This is a genomic window from Mycobacterium sp. 852002-30065_SCH5024008, assembly GCF_001665645.1.
GTDB classification, from domain to species: domain Bacteria; phylum Actinomycetota; class Actinomycetes; order Mycobacteriales; family Mycobacteriaceae; genus Mycobacterium; species Mycobacterium paraffinicum.
In genome coordinates this window covers 1-20454 of sequence record NZ_LZSZ01000090.1, presented here as the reverse complement: position 1 = coordinate 20454, position 20454 = coordinate 1, and the positions used below count along the sequence as shown (strand labels likewise).

Genomic DNA, 20454 nt, shown 5'->3' with positions numbered 1-20454 from the left:
GGTCAGAACCCGCTCGGGAGACCGTTGGAGACCAACGGCGGCAATCCCGCAAACAGCGGGTTCCCGATTCCGGACACAACGCCTGGGCCGAGATACCCGGCAATGCTCACCGGACCCGGGAAGAACCCGGGCGCATAGCCCAGGTCGACGATCGGCTTGAGGAACGGTTGCAGCAAGTCTGCCAACGGATTTCCGATGATGGGCAGGAACATGCGCAGCGGATCGAGCAGCGGCAACTGCGTGGTGGGCATGAAATAGAAAGACAGGTTGCCGATCTGCTGGTGGAGGGCGCTGGCGACTTGTGCCGCGGAGAGGAAGGGGACCGTGTGGTGCAGATCCAGGAACCCGAAAAGGGCGTTGAGGTCCGACGGGAGCCACAAGGGATGCAGCGGGAAGTCGGCGATCGCGTCGTATTGCAGCGTGAAAATGGAGGTCGCGTAGGACGTCGTCAGCGGGGTGGCGAAGTGAAACGCCCCGAAGCCCGGAATGAAGTGCGTCAAGATGCCGCCCATCGGATTGTTCGGATCGGCGAGCAACACGAAGTTCAGCAGGTCCTGACTCGGTCGTAGGGCGGCCGGCAGAGCTTGCAGGTAGCGCATTTCCAGGCTGGCAACGGTCGCGCTCTGCGAATAACCAACGACGACAACGTGATTGCCCACGGCGGTCTGCGTCAGGATTGCACTGTTCAGCGTTGCCACGCCCTGGTAGACCGACTTGCCGAAGGTTTCGCTGCCGAGCCCGGTAATCGGCCAAAACTGTTCAGGCGTACGCAAACTCACCAGGGTGTACCCGGAGTAATTCTGGGCGAGATACGCCTGTTCGATGGACGTCATGTACCTGAGATCCGGCGACGGGTTCCCGGTGCCTCCCATGATCAGCGCGATCTTGTCCGACCCCGTCGACGACTGCATGGCGGCCGCGTTGGTGGCCTCCGTTTCGGCGTACGCGTTCTTTGCCGTGATCAGGGTCTGCACGAACTGGTTGTGAAACAGTTCCGCCTGCGCGCTGAGCGCCTGGTACTGCTGGGCATGCGTGTCCAGCATCGCCGCCACCCGCACCGACACCGAATCCGTGGCCGGCGGTAGCACTCCCGTCGTCGGGGCGGCCACGGCCGCGTTCGTGGCCTCCACGGACGAGCCGATCGCTTGCAGCTCCTCGGCGGCCGTCGCCATGGCGTCGGGGTCGGTGATCACAAACGACATCGGCGCTCCGCCTGACTAACTCGGCACCGCGCGCGATGCCAGACCTTCGCGCGTTCCGGCGATCGAATGTGTGGCCGTGGCCGTCCCTCGCCCGGGGATGCCCGTGGAGGGCAGGTGCGGCGTGGTGGGCAGGCTCGCCGAAATGGGGCTGACCGGGGCACCGGGTGCCACGGTGGCCGCGGGAGTCGGGGCCACCTCCGGCGCCGCGTCGGCCCAGGTCGCCGGGACGGATAGCGCCCCAATCGAACCGGCCCGGCCCGTACTGGCCGAGACCATGCGCCCGGCGAGTTGCGCGGTCATGGGGCCGCCGGTGCCCGGGCTGACCGTCGACGCCATGACCGGATCCATCGCGGGGACGCTGCCGGCGCCGCTCAGCAACGGATTGGTGCCGGACATCAGCTGGCCCACCATCATGTTCATGGGCTCCATCGCGAACTGGGCGGGCGTCGAGAGCATCTGCAGCTGCGACATCGGGTTCATCAGCTGCTGGGTCAACATCTGGGTCAGGGCCTGGAGCAGCTGCTCCCCGAAGGAGGTGAAGGTCGGGGTGGGCAGGCTCGTCAGGGTGAGGGGCGGGTTGCTGAACGGCGTCCACGTCGCCTCGGCCGCCTGGGTGCTGGCATCGTAGGCGGTCATCGCCGTCACGTCCTGGGCCCACATCTCGGCGTACTGGGCTTCGGTCGCCGCGATAGCCGCGGTGTTCTGGCCCAGAAGGTTGGTCGCGATCAGCGACATCAGCAGCGCCCGGTTGGCCGCAACCACCTCCGGGGGAACCGTCGCGGTGAACGCCGCCTCGAACGCGGCTGCCGACAACCGGGTTTGGTTGGCCACCAACTCTGCCTGCGCCGACGTCGCGGTCATCCACTGCACGTACGGGGCGGCGGCCGTCGCCATCGTCATCGACGCGGGACCCTGCCATGCCCCACCCGTCAGGGTCGACACCGTCGACTGGAAGGAACTTGCCGCGGAGCCTAACTGGGCGGCCAACGCGTCCCACGCCGCCGCCGCCGCCCACATCGAACCCGAGCGCGGTCCCGCATACATCCGCGCGGAGTTGATCTCCGGCGGCAAGAGCACGAAATCCGGGAACATCCTGACCCCTCCTCAGCCAGGTCGGCGGCCGCCATCCCCGTTACCAGGTGGCCCGCTATCCGTCGCGTTCGAAGACCCGATGTGAGCAAACTAACCATGAAGTGTGTAGCAAGGGGTCGATTTACGGGCCTAGGGCCAATCGGCCGCTTTTGTGGGCCCCACAGTGGGAAAACTCGTCTCCTGCCCCCACTAGACTGGGGCGACAACGGTTGAAGGAGATCAGCAGTGGATACCGCCGCGTCACCCAACGGCAGCGGACGAACCGGCACCGCGCGCGTCAAGCGCGGCATGGCCGAGATGCTCAAGGGCGGCGTCATCATGGACGTCGTCACCCCGGAGCAGGCCCGCATCGCGGAGGGCGCGGGCGCTGTCGCCGTGATGGCGCTGGAGCGGGTGCCCGCCGACATCCGCGCCCAGGGCGGCGTGTCGCGGATGAGCGACCCAGACATGATCGAGGGCATCATCGCCGCGGTGACGATCCCGGTGATGGCCAAGGCGCGTATCGGGCACTTCGTCGAGGCGCAGATCCTGCAGAGCCTCGGCGTCGACTACGTCGATGAGTCCGAGGTGCTGACCCCCGCGGACTACACCCACCACATCGACAAGTGGAAGTTCACCGTGCCGTTCGTGTGCGGGGCCACCAATCTGGGCGAGGCCCTGCGCCGCATCAGCGAGGGCGCGGCGATGATCCGGTCCAAGGGCGAGGCCGGCACCGGAGACGTCTCCAACGCGACCACGCACATGCGGGCGATCGGTGGCGAGATCCGGCGGCTTACGTCGATGTCGGAAGACGAATTGTATGTGGCCGCAAAGGAATTGCGGGCGCCCTACGACCTGGTCGTCGAGGTGGCCCGGGCCGGCAAGCTGCCAGTCACCCTGTTCACCGCCGGCGGCATCGCCACCCCCGCGGACGCGGCGATGATGATGCAGCTCGGAGCCGAGGGCGTCTTCGTCGGCTCGGGGATTTTCAAGTCGGGGAATCCCGCGCAGCGCGCCGCCGCCATCGTCAAGGCCACCACGTTCTACGACGACCCGGACGTGCTGGCCAAGGTGTCGCGCGGCCTCGGCGAGCCGATGGTGGGCATCAACGTCGAGCAGATCGCTCAGCCCCATCGGCTGGCCGAACGCGGCTGGTAAGCCGAGGCTATTGGTGGCGATCGAAGAGATCCTTGATCTTGAGCAACTCGAGGTCAACATCTACCGCGGTCGGGTGTTCAGTCCGGAGTCGGGATATTTCCAGCGCACGTTCGGTGGCCACGTGGCCGGGCAGTCACTGGTCTCGGCGGTGCGCACGGTCGACCCGCGCTATCAGGTGCACTCGCTGCACGGTTACTTCCTGCGACCCGGGGACGCCAACCAGCCCACGGTCTTCATCGTCGAGCGCACCCGCGACGGCGGCTCCTTTGCCACCCGGCGCGTCAACGCGATCCAGCACGGCGAAATCATCTTCAGCATGGGGGCGTCCTTCCAGACCGACCAGGAGGGCATCCACCACCAGGACGTCATGCCGGCCGCGCCGCCGCCCGACGGGCTGCCCGGGCTGGACTCGATCAAGGTGTTCGACGACGCCGGCTTCAAGCAGTTCGAGGAATGGGACGTCTGCATCGTGCCGCGCGAGCGCCTGCAGCTGTCGCCCGGCAAGGCCTCCCAGCAGCAGGTGTGGTTTCGCCACCGCGACCCGCTGCCGGATGACCCGGTGCTGCACATCTGCGCGCTGGCCTACATGAGCGACCTCACTCTCCTGGGGTCGGCGCAGGTCAACCACCTCGACGTCCGCCAGCACCTGCAGGTGGCGTCGCTGGATCACGCGATGTGGTTCATGCGGGCGTTCCGGGCCGACGAGTGGCTGCTCTACGACCAGTCGTCGCCGTCGGCCAGCGGCGGTCGCTCGCTATGCCAGGGCAAGATCTTCACCCAGTCCGGCGAGATGGTGGCGGCGGTCATGCAGGAGGGGCTGACCCGCTTCCCGCGCGGATTCCAGCCGTGAGCCGTCCCCTGATCGGGGTGCTGGCGCTGCAGGGCGACACCCGCGAGCACCTGGCGGCGCTGCGCGAAGCGGGGGCCGAGTCGATGCCGGTGCGGCGCCGCGCGGAGCTGGAGAAGGTCGACGGGCTGGTCATTCCCGGTGGCGAATCCACCACCATGAGCCACCTGCTGCTCGACCTCGACCTGTTGGAGCCGCTGCGCGGGCTGCTGGCCGACGGGCTGCCGGCCTATGGCGCGTGCGCCGGCATGATCCTGCTGGCCAGCGAAATCCTCGACGCCGGCGCGGGCGGCCGGGAGGCGCTGCCGCTGCGTGCGATCGATATGACGGTGCGGCGCAACGCCTTTGGACGGCAGGTTGACTCGTTCGAGGGCGACATACCGTTCGTCGGTTTGGACGGTCCGGTGCGCGCGGTGTTCATCCGCGCCCCCTGGGTGGAGCGGGCCGGCGACGACGTGCAGGCGCTGGCCGAAGCGTCGGGGCACACGGTCGCGGTGCGGCAGGGCGCGAAGCTGGCGACGGCGTTTCACCCCGAGATGACCGGCGACCGGCGCGTCCACCAGCTCTTCGTGGACATCGTCAACGGCGACGCCTGACGCACCTTCGTGACAGCGCATACCCGCGTTCTTGTGACTGCTGGGGCGGCTGGGCCGCCAGGGGAGCGGCCGGGCAATCGCCGCCGGCCGTCCACGTAGACTCATCTGGCGAACTTTCGAAGACAGAAGAGGTAAGAGACACCAATGAGCGGCCATTCCAAGTGGGCCACCACCAAGCACCAGAAGGCCGTCAAAGACGCGCGCCGAGGCAAGGAGTTCGCCCGGCTCATCAAGAACATCGAGGTCGCCGCGCGGACCGGCGGTGGGGACCCGGCGGGCAACCCGACGCTCTACGACGCCATCCAGAAGGCGAAGAAGACCTCGGTGCCCAACGACAACATCGAGCGTGCCCGCAAGCGCGGCGCCGGCGAGGAAGCCGGCGGCGCCGACTATCAGACGATCATGTACGAGGGCTACGGGCCCAACGGCGTGGCGGTGCTGATCGAATGCCTGACCGACAACCGCAACCGCGCGGCCGGCGAGGTCCGGGTGGCGGTGACCCGCAACGGCGGCACCATGGCCGATCCGGGCTCGGTCTCGTATCTGTTCACCCGCAAGGGCGTCGTCACGCTGGAGAAGAACGGGCTCACTGAAGACGACGTGCTGACGGCGGTTCTCGACGCCGGCGCCGAGGACGTCAACGACCTCGGTGAGAGCTTCGAGATCATCTCGGAGCCAACCGATCTGGTCGCGGTGCGCACCGCCTTGCAGGACGCCGGGATCGACTACGAGTCCGCTGAGGCCAGCTTCCAGCCTTCGGTCAGCGTGCCGGTGGACGTCGACGGCGCCCGGAAGGTGTTCAAGCTCGTCGACGCCCTAGAGGACAGCGACGACGTGCAGAACGTCTGGACCAACGTCGATTTGTCGGACGAGGTGCTCGCCGCTCTCGACGAGGAGTGAGCCAGATCTAGTCGTAACCGTGCCGCATGTCGTCGACGATCCGCGGATTGTCCAGCGTCGACGGCTCAAGCGGGCGGGGGCGGGTGTCGTCGGGAAACACCGTGGCGGCGTCGAGGACGTGCTGGTTCAGGAAACGCAGCGGGGGCGCGTTGGGCGGCACGGTGGGCGTGGGCGCGCTTCCCCCACGGCGCGCCAGCGCGAAACCCCAGTCACCGAAAGTCGGCACATACACGTGGTATGGCGTCACCGCGTAGCCGGCCGCGCGGATGGACGAGGCGGTGCGCCAGAACGCGGTCTGCGTCGAGAACGGGCTGCCCGCCTGCACGACCATCAGGCCATCTTCGGCGAGCGCGTGCCCGACAAGTGCGTAGAACTCGGTCGAATACAGCCGGCCCAGGACCGGGGTGTCGGGGTCGGGCAGGTCGACGATGACCGCGTCGAAGCCGCCGGGCGGGACGACGTCCGGGTGCGGCGAGCGCAACCAGCGCATCGCGTCGTCGATCACCACCTTGACCCGCGGGCTGTCCAGCGAGCCGCCGTTGGCCCTGCGCATCGTGGTGCGCGCCAACTGAATCACCGCGGGGTCGAGCTCCACCTGCACGATCCTCGTGAGGCCCGGCTGACGCAGTAGCTCGCGGGCCACCAGCCCGTCGCCGCCCCCGAGGACGAGGACCGATCGCCCGCTCGCCCCGAGCGCGGGGTAGACCAGGCTTTCGGTGTAGCGGTACTCGTCCCGGGTGGAGAATTGCAGGCCCCCGTCCAGGTAAAGGCGCATGTCGTTACCGCGCTGGGTGACGACGATCTCCTGGTAGGCCGAGTGTTGGTAGGCGATGATCGGGTCGGCGTAGAGGCGCTGCCTGCTCGTGGTCTCGATGTCGGCCGAACGCGCCAGCAGCGTGACGAGGAGGGCGAGCGCGGCGGCGAGCGCGCACAGCGCCGTCGCCAGTTGGCGGGCCGAAACGACTCGGCGCAGCACGAAGATCGCCACCACGGCCGCCGCCAGGAGATTGACGATGCCGGTGGCCGCCGCGCCGCGGATCATGCCCAGCTGCGGCAGCAGCAGGAACGGCCACAGCAGTCCGCCCAGCAGCGCGCCGAGGTAATCGGCGGCGTTGAGGTTGGCCAGCGTCCGGCCCGTGTCGGGCGCCTCGCCACTGCGGCCGCGCTGCAGCATCGTCATCAGCAGCGGCACTTCGGCGCCGACCAGCCCACCGATCAGGGCGGTGCCCACCGCCAGCATCCACATCGACTCGTCGTCGATGAAGGCGAACACCATGTACAGCGCCGCCGCGGACAACCCGCCGACGATGCTCAGCAGCACCTCCACCGCGATGAACGCGATCGCCGCGTGCGCCAGCAGCGGCTTGACCAACAGGGCGCCCACGCCGAGCGCGGCGATGTAGCCCGCGACGATCAGTGAGGTGGCGACGATGCCGCCGCCGTTGAGGCTCGCCGCCAGCGTGAGCAACGCGAGTTCGTAGACGATGCCTGACGCCGCACATGCCGCTACGGCGGCCAGCAGCACGGCGCGCCAGCGCACCGAAGGCTCCGCGGGCCGGCTCACCTCTGGCACCGGCAGATCAACGGACGTCATGACACCGCAGCGGCCGTGACCCCTCCCACGGCGAGCAATATCAGCGCCACCGCGAACGATCCCGGATGCAGCTCCGGCTCGTCGATGTGCTCGTGGAAACTGCCCGGTATCAAAAGGTGCATCGTGAGCAGCGCTATCCCCAGCAGGATCACGCCCATCAGCCCGTACACCGCCACGCCGACGAGCCCCTGGCCCAGCTGGCTATAGCTGTTCGCGATGGCGGTGATGATGACCATGGACAGGGCGATATACATCGCACCCGCGACCATGACGGCGTTGGGGCGGCGGTCGATGAACACCAGCCGGCGCAGATTGCCGGGGGTCAACACGTCGACCGCGTAGAACCCCACAAGCAGCACTGCCATGCCCACCAGGAAGTACAAAATCGTTGCGACTGCGCCCTTCAGGACGGGGTTGAGGTCGACGGTGCCGATCTCGACGGCGAGGTACATGGTTTTCTCCTTTGTGGTGGTGAGCCGTCACTTGGTTCCGCCGGGGCCGCCGGGCGTACCTCCGGCGCCGCCCGAGGGTGAGCCGGGGGTGAATCCGGGGCCCAGGAAGATGAAGGCGCCGTGGCTGTATCCGGCGTTCAGGCCTTCCAAGCGGATGCTGCACGGGCGATTGCCGTCGGGGCCGACGATCACGATGTTGCTGCTGTAGCGCAGGTACTCACTGTCGCCGTTGGCGGCCCGCGCCTCGGGGGCCTGATACTCGGCGAGCGTGTCGGCCACGTCGTCGGGAGGTCCGCTGCATTCGTAGCGCTTCCCGTTCGCGTCGTGGGAGTACTCGTGATAGTGGCTCGCGATGTAGGAAGCAATGTTCTTCTGCGACAAGATGATTCCGGGCACCAGGCAGGCGACGGCGGCGACGGCCAGCGCACCGGCGATGACGAACAGGCGATTGCGGCTCACGGGTGCCACCGGCTCACCGTGTGGACCACGTCGCCGCCGGATCCAAAAGGGCTGCGCGGGTAGAGGTGCCAGGTCTGCCAATACCAGCCGGCGCCGTCGGGTTCGGCGGCCAGCGCGGTCAGCGCGGCGTCGTCGCCGGGGAAAGTGCCACCGAGCCAACCCTTTTCCCGCGCACACCGGTCACGAAGGTCGCGCGCCATGCGGCGGAAGGCCGCCTCGTCGTAGGAGTCGGTGCGGGACTGCAGGGAGTAGCCGGGCGCGGCCGTGTGCTCCGGGAGGTCGACGCCGAGGCCGCGTGCCGTGCAGGAGACCTCTTCGGAGAACCGGTCCGCGCCGTGCTCGACGGTGACGACGTGCGATGCGCCCAGGACCCCCAGCCGCAGGGCGCCGCCACCGGGGTGGCGCAGAAGGCAGGTCGCCAGCGGCGGCGGTGCGGGCGCGTTGAGCGCGAGTCCGAGCTTCTGCCCGGAGACGTCCGAAGGGGCCACGGCGAGTTGATGAAGGGGCACCGACGCGCCCTAGGGGGACGAGGGCGGGGGCGCCGGATACACGGTCAGCTCGCCCGTCAGCACGGGCTTGCCGGTCGAAACCTCCCACGGCATGCCGGGCGCCCAGCGCTCGAACGAGAGCAGCGCGGACTCGTCGGAGTTGGCGCAGTCGACGAACTCCATCTCGCCGCCCGCCGGCAGGCCCGTGGTGCCCTCGGTGGTGAACGAGGCGCGACCGCGTTCGGACTCGTGAAACGTCACCCCATCGACGACATAGGAGTCGCCCGGATGCAGCTGGATGTCTTTGCGGCTGACCCACATCGCCAGCTCGAGGCGCCCGTCGTCCTCTTCGACGCTGAACCAGATCGGCTGGTCGCCGCCCTCCAGCAGATGCTCCCACCACACGAACGGGCCCTCGCGATACGTCACCGATCCGCGGACCACGTAGTCGACGCCGCCGTAGCTGACGATCGCGCCAGGGCCGAGTTGACGGGGGCCGAACTCCGGCATCGCGTTGAACGAGAGGGGATCCTGGCGTCCGCGCGGCGGGGCCGGTTGCTTGGGGCGCCGCAAAGCGATGACCAACACCACGATTGACGCGATGAACAGGACGATCGCGATAATGACCAGCAGTGATCCCACGCAAACCCTTCCGTTGCCACATTGCTTGAGCGAACGTGGGGTAAAGCTAACAGCTTTTGCGCGGGTTCGGCGCTGTAACGTCCCGAGCCGGGAATCGGCGGCGCCGCCGCGTGTCCTCCGCGGAGCCGTCGCCCCCGGCCGCTAGGGTATCGAACAGCTGTTCTACAGGTGGGAGCGGGCAATGCGCGTGATGGGCGTCGACCCCGGGCTGACCCGATGCGGACTGTCGGTGGTGGAAACTGGTCGCGGGCGGAACGTGGTCGCGCTCGACGTCGACGTGGTGCGGACCCCGTCTGATGTGCCGCTGGCCCACAGGCTGCTGGCCATCAGCGATGCCGTCGAGCACTGGCTGGCCACCCATCAACCGGATGTCGTGGCCATCGAGCGGGTGTTCTCCCAGCTGAACGTCTCGACGGTGATGGGCACCGCGCAGGCCGGCGGGGTCGTCGCGCTGGCGGCCGCCAAGCGCGGCATCGACGTGCACTTTCACACCCCGAGCGAGGTGAAGGCCGCGGTCACCGGCAACGGCGCCGCGGACAAGGCTCAGGTCACCGCGATGGTCACCAAAATCCTTGCGCTGCAAGCCAAACCGACCCCGGCCGACGCCGCCGACGCGCTGGCGCTGGCGATCTGTCACTGCTGGCGGGCGCCGATGATGGCACGGATGGCCGCGGCCGAGGCGCTGGCCGAGCAACAGCGGCATAAGTATCTGGCCAAGCTCAAGGCCGCGCGATGATCGCGTCGGTGCGCGGCGAGGTGCTCGAGGTGGCGCTCGACCATGCGGTGATCGAGGCCGCCGGCGTCGGCTACCGGGTGAACGCGACCCCGTCGACGTTGGCGACCCTGCGCACCGGGACCGAGGCCCGGCTGATCACCGCGATGGTGGTCCGCGAGGACTCGATGACGCTGTACGGATTTGGAGACTCCGACACCCGCGACCTCTTCCTGACGCTGCTGACGGTGTCGGGCGTAGGGCCACGGCTGGCCATGGCGACACTGGCGGTTCACGACGCCGCGGCGCTGCGGCAGGTGCTGCACGACAGCGACGTCACCGCGCTGACCCGGGTGCCCGGGATCGGTAAACGCGGCGCCGAGCGGATGGTGCTCGAGCTGCGGGACAAGGTCGGCGCCGTCGCGGCGGGCGCACCGGGTGGCGCATCCGTGGTGAACGGGCACGCGGTCCGGGGGCCGGTGATCGAGGCCCTGGTCGGTCTGGGCTTCGCCGTCAAGCAGGCCGAAGAGGCCACCGACAAGGTGCTGGCCAGCGAGCAGGACGCGACGACGTCCGGCGCCCTGCGCGCCGCCCTGTCGCTGCTGGGTAAGTCGCGATGACCCGCGCCGGCGACGATGCAGTTGGGGTACCGCCAGCCTGCGGGGGACGGAGCGATGAGGTGGGGGCACCACCCGCTTGGGGGGAGAGCGGCGCAAATGACTGACGACTACGCCGACCGCGAGCTTTCCCCGGCGCTGGCCGTCGGGGAGGGTGACGTCGACGTCAGCCTGCGGCCGCGTTCGCTGCAAGAGTTCATCGGCCAGCCGCGGGTGCGCGAACAGCTCCAACTGGTGATCGAGGGAGCCAAGAACCGCGGCGGCACACCGGATCACATCCTGCTGTCGGGTCCGCCCGGGCTGGGCAAGACGTCGCTGGCCATGATCATCGCGGCCGAACTCGGGACGTCGTTGCGGGTGACGTCGGGCCCCGCGCTGGAACGCGCCGGCGACCTCGCGGCCATGCTGTCCAACCTGGTCGAGCACGACGTGCTGTTCATCGACGAGATCCACCGCATCGCGCGGCCCGCGGAGGAAATGCTGTACCTGGCCATGGAGGACTTCCGGGTCGACGTGGTGGTGGGTAAGGGTCCCGGCGCGACGTCGATTCCCCTGGAGGTGGCGCCCTTCACCCTGGTCGGCGCGACCACCCGGTCCGGCGCGTTGACCGGCCCGCTGCGCGACCGGTTCGGCTTCACCGCGCACATGGACTTCTACGAGCCAGCCGAGCTGGAGCGGGTGCTGGCCCGCTCCGCCGGCATCCTGGGTATCGAGCTGGGCGCCGAGGCGGCCGAGGAGATCGCCCGGCGCTCGCGCGGCACACCGCGCATCGCCAACCGGCTGCTGCGCCGGGTCCGGGACTTCGCCGAGGTCCGCGCCGACGGGGTGATCACTCGCGACGTCGCCAAGTCCGCGCTGGCGGTCTACGACGTCGACGAACTCGGCCTGGACCGGTTGGACCGGGCGGTGCTGTCGGCGCTGACCCGCAGTTTCGGCGGGGGGCCGGTCGGGGTTTCGACGCTGGCGGTGGCCGTCGGCGAGGAGGCCGCCACCGTCGAGGAGGTGTGCGAGCCGTTCCTGGTTCGCGCCGGGATGGTGGCCCGCACCCCCCGGGGCCGGGTGGCCACCGCTCAGGCGTGGACCCACCTGGGCATGAGCCCGCCGGCGGGGGCGGCCGGTTTGGGCCAACCCGGTCTGTTCGACTAGCGGCGTAGGCGGGCGAAGCGGGCCGCCACCGTCGGCGGCCTGCCCTTGCGGCCAAATCGTGACCTTTCCGCCGGACCGGTGCGCGGACGTGCGCCGGCGGGATCCGGCCTGCTCAGAGGGCCGCAGCCAGCGCCGCGCGCACCTAGGTGAAAGGTCGCAGCAAACCACATGCGTGGCCCGCGCCAGGTTATACGTAGGCGCCGCCGGGTAACCAGGCTCACAACAGCAATACCTGTTGAAGGAGATTCTGATGAGGACCACGCGCTACGACTATGAACGCCCTCGCGCGCTGTACATGCCGCGCACCCGCGGCGCGCTGACCGGCCTGCTCCTGATTCTGTTGGGTACCTGGGGCGCATTGGTGCCGTTCTTCGGGCCCAACATCGATTGGGCGTACATGTCCGACCCGGCATGGACGTGGACGACGACCAAGGGCTGGCTCGAGGTGCTTCCCGGGGCCGCTACGGCAGCGGGCGGCCTGCTCGTGCTGTTGTCCGGTAACCGGGCCAGCGCCGTGTTCGGCGGCTGGCTGGCGGTCGCCGGCGGCGCCTGGTTCGTGGTGGGCCGCGCCTTCGCGTCGACGCTGGGCATCGGGGGCCTCGGTCAGCCCGTGGCGTCGACGGACCTGAAGCGAGCCCTGCTCGAGATCACCTACTTCACCGGCCTGGGCGCCCTGATCGTGTTCCTGGGCGGGGCGGCCGTGGCGCGCCTGGCGGTTCGGCACGCACGCGATGTCATGGTGAGGGAACCGGCGCCAGTGGCCGGGGACGCCGTACCGGCGGGTGAGCCCGCCATGTACGACGAGACTCACGGCGTGACGCGGGCGCGGGCGGACGCAACGGCGCCCGAGCCGGAGCCCCGCGGGCGGGGCCTGTTCCACCGCCGCCACCACGCCGGCGTGTAGGGCGGTAACTAGCAACTCGGGAGGCGCCGGTAGCCGTTGGCTACCGGCGCCCTTCGCGTCAGGGCACTCCGCCACCCGCAGATCGGTAGAGTCACCGGCGCCGGGACATGCGGGATGCTTGCGTGACCATCGCGCGGGCCTCGACAAGCGAGGAGGAGCGATGATCGCCGCCGGGTTGGTATTCGCCGCATTGGCGGCGTTATTGCACATCTACATCTTCGTGATGGAATCGTTGACCTGGACCTCGCCGCGCACCCGTGCCACGTTCGGCACCACGGCCGAGGAGGCCGAGACCACCAAGCTGCTGGCCTTCAACCAAGGCTTCTACAACTTGTTCCTGGCGGTGGTCAGCGGCCTGGGCATTGTCGCGATCGTCTTGCGGCACAACGCCGTTGGTGCAGCCCTGATTTTCGCCGGTGTCGGTTCGATGGCGGCGGCCGCGGTGGTGCTGCTCTTGTCCGCGCCGGAGAAGGCGCGCGCCGCGGTGACGCAGGGCATCTTCCCGGTGATCGCGATCGTGCTGCTGCTGCTCGGACTTCAGCAGTAACAGCAGCCTCATCAGCACCAATAGTCACGGGGCACGGTGGTTTTCGCGCGCCCGATGGGTTACGACTAGAAACCGCCGGGTACCCATCTCCGGCCGGAAATAGGCCCGGTATTCAACGAGGGGAAGTCATGAAATACGCAGAAGACGGCCAAACCCGCGGGCTGAGCATGCCGCGTTCGCGTGGCGCGGTCAGCGGATTGCTCCTGGTCATCTTGGGAGCTTGGGGGGCGTTAATACCGTTTGTCGGACCGCGCATCAATTTCGCCTACACACCCGATCGGGAGTGGGCGTGGAGTTCGGCTCGTGGGTGGCTCGAGGTCCTGCCGGGAGCCGCGACCGTGCTGGGCGGTCTGTTGTTGATCGTCGCTGGAAATCGGGTGGCGGCCATGCTGGGCGGATGGCTGGCGGTGCTGGCCGGCGCCTGGTTCGTCGTCGGTGGTCAGCTCGCGCCGCTGCTGGGAATCGGCTCCGCCGGTGACCCGGTCGCCGCCACCGAGCGCAAGCGTGCGGTGCTCGAGGTCACCTATTTCTCCGGACTGGGTGCGCTGATCGTCTTCGTCGGCGGTGTCGTGCTGGCCCGCACGGCCGCGCGGTTGGCGCGTGACGTCCAGCCCATCGCGCCGGCGACAGCCGCCGCGGCGCCGGGCGTCGAGCCCTACCGCGACTCGGCGTACGAGCCCGCCGAGGTGTCCTCCGGCGCGTTGACCAAGCCGCGCACGGCTGCCGACCCGGAGCCGAAGCGGGGGTGGCGTCGCCATCGCCCGGCGTCGGGTGCCAACGCCGCGTACCTGCGCTGGCCGCACCCACAGCAGTAACCGATTCAGCTAGAACAGCGATCGCCCAGTCCGCGACGGACTGGGCGATCGCTGTCTTGTGCTTACAGCAGTCCGAGCAACTGCAGGTCGGTGATGTACTTGACGATGATCGGCGCCGAGACATGTGGAATGTCTTTGTCGGGGCCGATCTTCGCCTCCTGCACCGCGGCGCGGAAGCGGTCGGTCGGTGCCATCGATCCGTTGATCGGCTTCTCGGGCTGCTGGTAGTTGTGCAGCAGCGGCAGCAGCGAGTACTGGCGTTGCCGCTCGGCCAGGCCGCGCATCGTCTGATCGAACCGCCGCAGCCATTCGCCGTAGTCGGAGATCCGCTGGATCCCATATCCGGCGTCGATCAGCCAGTCGACGTACTCGTCGAGCCCGATGCCGTCGTCGTACGGGTTCATCACGTGGTACGTCTGGAAGCCGTCCCCGGTGTCCAGCACCTGCGTCCCCAGCGTGGAGATCGCCGCGGCGATGAACTCGACCGGCAGGCCGTCGTAGTGCGAACGCTGACGGTTCCCCTCGGCGTCCAGCTCGTAGAACGAACCGGGTGCGACACCGGTGGCGACCAGGCTCAGCATCAGCCGGGTGAACATGTCCGGCAGGTTGAGCTGTCCGGCGTAGGTGGTGTCGGCCAGGATCATGTCGCACCGGAATACCGCGACGGGCAGTCCGCACAGGTCGTGCGCCTCGCGCAGCAGTACCTCGCCGGCCCACTTGCTGTTGCCGTAGCCGTTGGCGTAGTTGTCGTTGATCTCGCGGGTCGCGCTGATCTGCCGGACGTCGGCGTCCTCGACGAACTCGCCCGGCTTGATCTGGTCACCGACGCCGATCGTCGACACGTAGGTGTACGGCTTCAGCTTGGTGGTGAGCGCGATCCGGATCAGTTCGGCGGTACCTACCGCGTTCGGGCCGAACAGCTCGCTGTACGGCAGGACGTGGTTGACCAGAGCGGCCGGGTCGACGATCAGGTCGACGGTGTCGGCCAGCCGCTGCCAGGTCAGCTGGTCCAGGCCGAGGTTGGCCTCGCCCTTGTCACCGGCGATGACTTCGAGGTGGTCGGCGGCGAGTTCCTGATAGTGCGTCACCAACTTCGGATCGCCGTGCGGGGAGCCCACGCCGAAGGTCTTGTCCAGCCGGCCGCGAGCCTCGTCGTCGGACTTGGCGCGGACCAGCGCAATCACCTTGCCGTCCACCATGTCCATGCGCTCGAGCCATTCCAGCGCCAGGTAGCGGCCCAGGAAGCCGGTCGCGCCGGTCAACAGCACCGTCCGCACCTCGGTGGTGGGCTTGGGCAGGCTGGGCGCGGCGGCCAGCGTCTCGGCCTCGAGGAACTTGTCCAGGGTGAGGTCGCCGGCGTGCACCGTGGTCGCGTCGCGACCGTGCACTGCGGCGAAGGTCGGCCGCTTGGTGCCCTGGCGCTCGCCCTCGATGTAGTTGGCGATGGCCTGCAGGTCGCTGGCCGGGCTGACGATGACGCCCACCGGGACGTCGATGTCGAAGATCTCGCGCAGCAGGTTGCCGAACGTCAACGCCGACAACGAGTCTCCGCCCAGATCGGTGAAGCGCGCGTCGGGGGTCAGCTCGGTGCTCGCCGTGCCCAGCATCGCGGCCGCGGCCCGGCTCACCGTCTGCAGCACCGCTGCGTTCGCGCCGTTGCGGCGCAATTCGGCGAGCTCGTTGGCCTGCCCCTCGGCGAGCTCGGCGTAGAGCTGCTCGAGCCGCTCGCCGTAGTGCTGCTTCAGCTTCGGCCATGCCAGCTTGCGGATGCCGGTCAGCAGACCGTTCTCCAGGCTGAACGGTGTGGTCTCGATGATGAAGTCGCGCGGCACCTCGTAGGACTGCAGGCCCACCTGACGGGCGACGTTCTGCAGAGAGTCGGCGATCTTCGGCTTGAGCGTCTCGAGGTCGCCCGAGGCCAGCGCCTCCTCGGTGGGCACCACGACGGCCACCAGATAGGGCTGGGAGCTGTTGCCGTAGACGTAGATCTGGCGCACCAGCGGGCTGTTGCCGAACTCGGCCTCGAGCTTGGCCAGGGTCACGAACTCGCCCTGCGCCAGCTTCAGCACGTTGTTGCGGCGGTCGACGTACACAAGCTTGTCGGGCGCGATCTCGGCGAGCACGTCACCGGTGCGGTAGTAGCCGTCCTCGTCGAACACGTTGGCGGTGGTCTCGGCCCGCTTGTAGTAGCCGGGGAACATGTTCTCGGTGCGCAGCAACAGCTCACCGCGCGGGTGCGGCCGGTCGGTGCTGAAGTAGCCCAGGTCCGGCACGTCGACGAGCTTGTAGTCGATCACCGGCGGGCGCTGAATCTCGCCGTCGAACAGCACCATCCCGGCCTCGGTCGAGCCGTAGCCGTCCATCAGGTGCATCTCGAGCAGGGACTCGACCCAGGTGCGCAACTCCGGCGAGGTCGGGGCCGAGCCCGTCATCGCGAAGATGAACCGCCCGCCCAGCAGGTACTGGCGCTGCTCGGCCAGGACCTCCGCCGCGACCGCTGCGCGGTCGGCACCGTCGGCCAGCCGCCGCTCCACCTGGCGCTGGAATTCGCCGAACAGGGTCTCCCAGATGCGCGGCACGAAGTTCAGCTCGGTCGGCCGCACCAGTTCGAGGTCCTCCAGCAGCGTGGAGAGGTCGCTCTTGGCGGCGAAGTAGGCGGTGCCGCCGTTGCCCAGCGTGCCGTAGAGGATGCCGCGGCCCATGACGTGGCTCATCGGCATGAAGTTGAGGGTGATCGACGCGGCGCTTTCGCCGAACCAGTTCCTGCTGCCCCGGCGCCAGATCTTGGCGACGTTGCTCTGCGGGTACATCGCGCCCTTGGGTGCGCCGGTGCTGCCGGAGGTGTAGATCAGCAGGGCCAGCGGGTCGTCGGAGTCGGGCACCGCGATGGCGGCCTCCGGCAGCGCCTTGCCGCGCTCGAGCACCTCGGCCAGCGTCTCGACCAGCACGCCGGCGTCTGCCAGCCGCGTGCGCGCGGTTTCCACGGCCTCGCGCTCGTCGTCGACCTCGGGGTGGTAGTCGAACGCCACCAGCTTGGCGGGCCGGTGGCCGCTCAGGATCAACTCCACGGCCTCGGGCAGCTGGTTCACGCTCGCCGCGATCACGGTGGGCTCGGTCTCGGTCACGATCGGCTGCAGCGACGTAAGCGATGCGCTGGTCTGCAGCGGCACCGACACCGCGCTGATGACGGCCAGCGCCATGTCGATGGTGGCGTAGTCGACGCTGTTGAAGCCCAACACACAGACCCGGTCACCGACGTGTACCTCGTCGTTGGCCCACGCGCGGCCGAGCGCTTCGACGCGGTCGCCCAGCTGGCGGTACGTGATGGTCTCGTAGCGGGGTAGCAGCTCCAGCCTGGTGCGTCCGGTCGCCGCGTCCTCGACGTACTCCACCACGCGGTGCGCGAGGGCCGGCCGGTCCGCATACCCCTCGAGCACGGTCCGGATGACCTGCGGGAGTGGCATCCCGGGCTTTTCGACGGCGGCCTCGACCGCCGGGTCGGGGCGCGCGGCGGCGAACTGCGGGTCGTTGGCGGTCAGGTCCTCGATGCGGCGCTCGAGCCGCTCGTCGCGATTGATGGTCGACATAAACAAATTCCCTTGCAATGAAAGATAGTGAGTCGTTTTTCGCGCCGATGCGCTGACGGTTAGAACGTTAGCTAAAGTAACGTTATTCCACCATGGGCTCGCCGCGGCGGACGTTGTGAGATTGCCCACGCGGGCCGATGAGTCCCCAGGACTTACAGGTCGCCCAGGAGCCGGCCGAGGATGTCGAGCCCCTCGTTGAGCAGCTCGTCGCCGATCGGCAGCGGCGGCAGCAGCCGGATGATGTTGCCGAACATGCCGCAGGTCAACACGACGACCCCGGCGGCGTGGGCCGCGGTGGACAATTTCTGAGTCAGCTCCGCGTCGGGTTCCGAGGTCCCTGACTTCACCAACTCGATGGCGATCATGGCCCCGCGGCCACGCACATCGCCGATCCGGTCATCGCTGGCCTGCAGACGCAACAATGGTTCGGTGATCAGCCGTTCCAATTGTTGAGCGCGCTCGATCAGTCCGTCGCTTTCGATCGTGGTGATGGTGGCCAGTGCTGCCGCACAAGCGATTGGGTTACCGCCGAATGTGCCGCCCAAACCGCCGACGTGCGATGCGTCCATGATCGGCGCGCGGCCGGTGACCGCCGACAGCGGCAGCCCGTCGGCGATGCCCTTGGCGGTGCAGATCAGGTCGGGTTCGATGCCCTCGTGCTCGCAGGCGAACATCGCGCCGGTGCGCGCGAAGCCGGTCTGCACCTCGTCGGCGATGAACACCACGTCGTTGCTGCGGCACCAGTCGAGCAGGGCGGGCAGGAATCCCTCGGCGGGCACGATGAATCCGCCTTCGCCGGCGATCGGTTCGATGATGACGGCGGCGAGGCTGTCGGCACCGACCTGGCTCTCGATCACGTCGATCGCCCGCGCGGCGGCCTTCTCCCCGTCGGTGGCCAGCTCCTTGTCGAGCAGTCCGTCCCGATAGGGGTAGGACACCGGGGCGCGGTAGACCTCCGGCGCGAACGGGCCGAAGCCGCTCTTGTAGGGCTTGGACTTGGCGGTCAGCGCCATCGCCAGGTTGGTGCGGCCGTGATAGGCGTGGTTGAACGCCACGACGGCGGGCTTGCGCGTGTACGTGCGCGCGACCTTGACGGCGTTCTCGACCGCTTCGGCGCCGGAATTGAACAACACCGAACGCTTCTCGCCGGAGCCTGGCGTGATCCGGTTGAGCTCCTCGGCGACGGCGATGTACTGCTCGTACGGCGCGACCATGAAACAGGTGTGAGTGAACTCGGCGACCTGCGCGCGCACGGCCTCCACCACCCGGGGTGCGGAATTGCCGATGGTGGTCACCGCGATGCCCGACGCCAGGTCGATGAGCCGGTTGCCGTCGACGTCCTCGATGATGCCGCCGGAGGCGCGCGCGACGAACACCGGCAGCGAGACGTTCACCCCATGGGACACCGCCGCGGCGCGCCGTTTGGTCAGTTCCAGCGAAGCGGGACCGGGGATTTCGGTGACCAGCTGGCGAGTCTGCTCGAGGCCAGCCACGATTTCCTCCTCACCGCGGCGCGCCTGTCACGTCGCCACTAAAGCCTATCCGGCGCGGCGCCATCGGGCCTCCCGCGCACCGCGGCGGTCGAGAGCGACCTGCGGCAATGGCACACTGGCCGGTACGAGGTGCGCGGCCCGCGGGCCGTCCGGCACCCGGCGACAAGAAATGCCTTAAACGCCACTACGAAAGACAGGCCCGTTCATGGAGAGTTTGATCCTGTTCCTGCCCTTCCTACTCATCATGGGTGGGTTCATGTACTTCGCGTCGCGGCGCCAGAAGCGCGCGATGCAGGCCACCATCGACCTGCACGAGTCACTGCAGCCGGGGGACCGCGTCCACACGACGTCCGGTCTGGAGGCGACGGTCGTCGCGATCACGGAGGACACCATCGATCTCGAGATCGCCCCCGGCGTGGTGACCACGTGGATGAAGCTGGCCATCCGCGACCGGATCCTGCCCGACGACGATGAAGACCTGGCCGACGGTGACGACTCCGACGACTTGGCAGAATCCGACGAGGGCCGGGTTACCAAGGATTCCTGACGGAAGATCCCGCCGCCGCGGCGGACCGCTTGCGCAACGGACGCGTGCGCGGCACTAGGCTCTGTTCCGGGCTCTGTCCGGGGTAAGAACCGCTACTCGAGGAGATAGAAGGAACGTGGCATCGTCTTCGGCGCCGGTGCACCCTGCCCGCTACCTGTCGGTTTTCTTGTTGCTGCTCGTCGGCGTCTACCTGTTGGTGTTCCTGACCGGGGACAAGCGTGCCGCCCCCAAGCTCGGCATCGACCTGCAGGGCGGTACCCGCGTCACGTTGACCGCCCGCACCCCGGACGGGTCGCGCCCGAGCCGGGATGCGCTGGCACAGGCACAGCAGATCATCAGTGCGCGGGTCAACGGGCTTGGCGTGTCCGGCTCCGAAGTGGTTGTCGACGGCGACAACCTGGTCATCACCGTGCCCGGCAATGACGGCAACGAGGCCCGCAACCTGGGCCAGACAGCCCGCCTCTACATCCGCCCGGTGCTGAACTCGATGCCGGCGCAGGCCGTCCAGCCCAAGCCCGCCCCGAAGGCGCCGCCCCCGGGGCAGGCGCCGCCCCCGGGCCAGGCCCCGCCGCCGGGTCAGCCGGCGCCCGGCCAGGCGCCCCCACCGGGCCAAGCGCCGCCGCCGGGCCAGCCCGCACCTGTCTCTTATACACATCTGACGCTGCCGACGATCGCAT

Annotated in this window: 20 protein-coding genes and 2 pseudogenes; 13 read left to right on the top strand and 9 right to left on the bottom strand. The window is 68.6% G+C overall.

The window, feature by feature from the left end; all coding sequences use genetic code 11:
* Positions 1-2: 2 nt before the first annotated feature.
* Together A5781_RS12205 and A5781_RS12200 are read right to left on the bottom strand one after the other, a co-directional pair.
* Positions 3-1202, bottom strand: a complete 1200-nt coding sequence (locus A5781_RS12205) for a PE-PPE domain-containing protein (RefSeq protein ID WP_067205699.1) — start codon at positions 1200-1202, stop codon at positions 3-5.
* A 15-nt stretch (positions 1203-1217) separates the two neighbouring features.
* Positions 1218-2294 carry a PPE family protein gene (locus A5781_RS12200; RefSeq protein WP_067205695.1) on the bottom strand — a complete coding sequence of 359 codons (1077 nt, stop codon included), beginning with the start codon at positions 2292-2294 and terminating at the stop codon, positions 1218-1220.
* Positions 2295-2582: 288 nt separating this feature from the next.
* On the opposite strand from A5781_RS12200, the gene pdxS reads away from it, so the two are divergent.
* The 4 genes from pdxS (at position 2583) to A5781_RS12180 (ending at position 5774) form a co-directional block, all read left to right on the top strand.
* Complete coding sequence (gene pdxS / locus A5781_RS12195) at positions 2583-3431, top strand: pyridoxal 5'-phosphate synthase lyase subunit PdxS (protein WP_231990695.1); 849 nt, start codon at positions 2583-2585, stop codon at positions 3429-3431.
* Positions 3432-3444: 13 nt separating this feature from the next.
* Positions 3445-4281, top strand: a complete 837-nt coding sequence (tesB, locus tag A5781_RS12190; protein ID WP_067205689.1) for an acyl-CoA thioesterase II — start codon at positions 3445-3447, stop codon at positions 4279-4281.
* Entirely contained in the window at positions 4278-4874 is a 597-nt protein-coding gene (gene pdxT / locus A5781_RS12185) for a pyridoxal 5'-phosphate synthase glutaminase subunit PdxT (protein ID WP_067205685.1), read from the top strand. The genes tesB and pdxT overlap by 4 nt, the downstream gene beginning before the upstream one ends.
* Before the next feature lie 144 nt (positions 4875-5018).
* Positions 5019-5774, top strand: coding sequence for a YebC/PmpR family DNA-binding transcriptional regulator (locus A5781_RS12180; RefSeq protein ID WP_067205682.1), 756 nt, complete (start codon positions 5019-5021; stop codon positions 5772-5774).
* Positions 5775-5781: 7 nt separating this feature from the next.
* On the opposite strand, the gene A5781_RS12175 is transcribed toward A5781_RS12180, so the two are convergent.
* Genes A5781_RS12175 through A5781_RS12155 form a run of 5 tightly spaced genes read right to left on the bottom strand, consistent with a single transcriptional unit; the run spans position 5782 to position 9409 of the window.
* Complete coding sequence (locus A5781_RS12175; protein ID WP_067205677.1) at positions 5782-7368, bottom strand: polyamine aminopropyltransferase; 1587 nt, start codon at positions 7366-7368, stop codon at positions 5782-5784.
* On the bottom strand, positions 7365-7820 hold the full coding sequence (locus tag A5781_RS12170) for a DUF350 domain-containing protein (RefSeq protein ID WP_067205674.1): 456 nt from the start codon (positions 7818-7820) through the stop codon (positions 7365-7367). Before A5781_RS12170 ends, A5781_RS12175 begins: the two co-directional genes overlap by 4 nt.
* Before the next feature lie 27 nt (positions 7821-7847).
* Complete coding sequence (locus A5781_RS12165; protein ID WP_067205875.1) at positions 7848-8279, bottom strand: DUF4247 domain-containing protein; 432 nt, start codon at positions 8277-8279, stop codon at positions 7848-7850.
* Positions 8276-8788, bottom strand: a complete 513-nt coding sequence (locus tag A5781_RS12160; RefSeq protein ID WP_067205668.1) for a DUF2617 family protein — start codon at positions 8786-8788, stop codon at positions 8276-8278. Before A5781_RS12160 ends, A5781_RS12165 begins: the two co-directional genes overlap by 4 nt.
* A 9-nt stretch (positions 8789-8797) precedes the next feature.
* The gene (locus tag A5781_RS12155; RefSeq protein ID WP_067205666.1) at positions 8798-9409 is read right to left on the bottom strand and encodes a DUF4178 domain-containing protein; all 612 of its coding nucleotides are present in this window, start codon (positions 9407-9409) and stop codon (positions 8798-8800) included.
* A gap of 181 nt (positions 9410-9590) precedes the next feature.
* On the opposite strand from A5781_RS12155, the gene ruvC reads away from it, so the two are divergent.
* The 7 genes and pseudogenes from ruvC to A5781_RS12125 all read left to right on the top strand — a co-directional run bounded on the left by ruvC (position 9591) and on the right by A5781_RS12125 (position 14150).
* Positions 9591-10145: a crossover junction endodeoxyribonuclease RuvC gene (gene ruvC / locus A5781_RS12150; RefSeq protein ID WP_067205663.1), complete on the top strand. Its 555-nt coding sequence runs from the start codon at positions 9591-9593 to the stop codon at positions 10143-10145.
* Positions 10142-10741, top strand: coding sequence for a Holliday junction branch migration protein RuvA (ruvA, locus tag A5781_RS12145; protein WP_067205661.1), 600 nt, complete (start codon positions 10142-10144; stop codon positions 10739-10741). The genes ruvC and ruvA overlap by 4 nt, the downstream gene beginning before the upstream one ends.
* Positions 10738-10836 (top strand): annotated as a pseudogene (locus A5781_RS26180) (hypothetical protein); the annotation flags it as partial. The gene ruvA and the pseudogene A5781_RS26180, both read left to right, overlap by 4 nt.
* 1 nt (position 10837) lies before the next feature.
* Positions 10838-11884 (top strand): Holliday junction branch migration DNA helicase RuvB, encoded by a 1047-nt coding sequence (gene ruvB, locus A5781_RS12140; RefSeq protein ID WP_067205653.1) that lies wholly within the window; start codon positions 10838-10840, stop codon positions 11882-11884.
* Between the two features lie 250 nt (positions 11885-12134).
* A complete protein-coding gene (locus tag A5781_RS12135) occupies positions 12135-12788 on the top strand; it encodes a hypothetical protein (protein WP_067205650.1) in 654 nt (217 codons plus the stop codon).
* Positions 12789-12948: 160 nt separating this feature from the next.
* Positions 12949-13335, top strand: coding sequence for a DUF1304 domain-containing protein (locus A5781_RS12130; protein WP_067205648.1), 387 nt, complete (start codon positions 12949-12951; stop codon positions 13333-13335).
* 128 nt (positions 13336-13463) lie between these two features.
* Positions 13464-14150, top strand: coding sequence for a hypothetical protein (locus A5781_RS12125; protein ID WP_067205644.1), 687 nt, complete (start codon positions 13464-13466; stop codon positions 14148-14150).
* Between the two features lie 62 nt (positions 14151-14212).
* Here the strand turns inward: A5781_RS12125 and car are convergent, their stop codons facing one another.
* Both car and gabT read right to left on the bottom strand, forming a co-directional pair.
* Positions 14213-17737 (bottom strand): carboxylic acid reductase, encoded by a 3525-nt coding sequence (gene car / locus A5781_RS12120; RefSeq protein ID WP_067205640.1) that lies wholly within the window; start codon positions 17735-17737, stop codon positions 14213-14215.
* Between the two features lie 152 nt (positions 17738-17889).
* On the bottom strand, positions 17890-19230 hold the full coding sequence (gene gabT / locus A5781_RS12115) for a 4-aminobutyrate--2-oxoglutarate transaminase (protein ID WP_067205635.1): 1341 nt from the start codon (positions 19228-19230) through the stop codon (positions 17890-17892).
* A 205-nt stretch (positions 19231-19435) separates the two neighbouring features.
* On the opposite strand from gabT, the gene yajC reads away from it, so the two are divergent.
* Positions 19436-19777 carry a preprotein translocase subunit YajC gene (gene yajC, locus A5781_RS12110; protein ID WP_067205632.1) on the top strand — a complete coding sequence of 114 codons (342 nt, stop codon included), beginning with the start codon at positions 19436-19438 and terminating at the stop codon, positions 19775-19777.
* Positions 19778-19892: 115 nt separating this feature from the next.
* A pseudogene (locus tag A5781_RS12105) lies at positions 19893-20454 on the top strand (protein translocase subunit SecD); the annotation flags it as partial.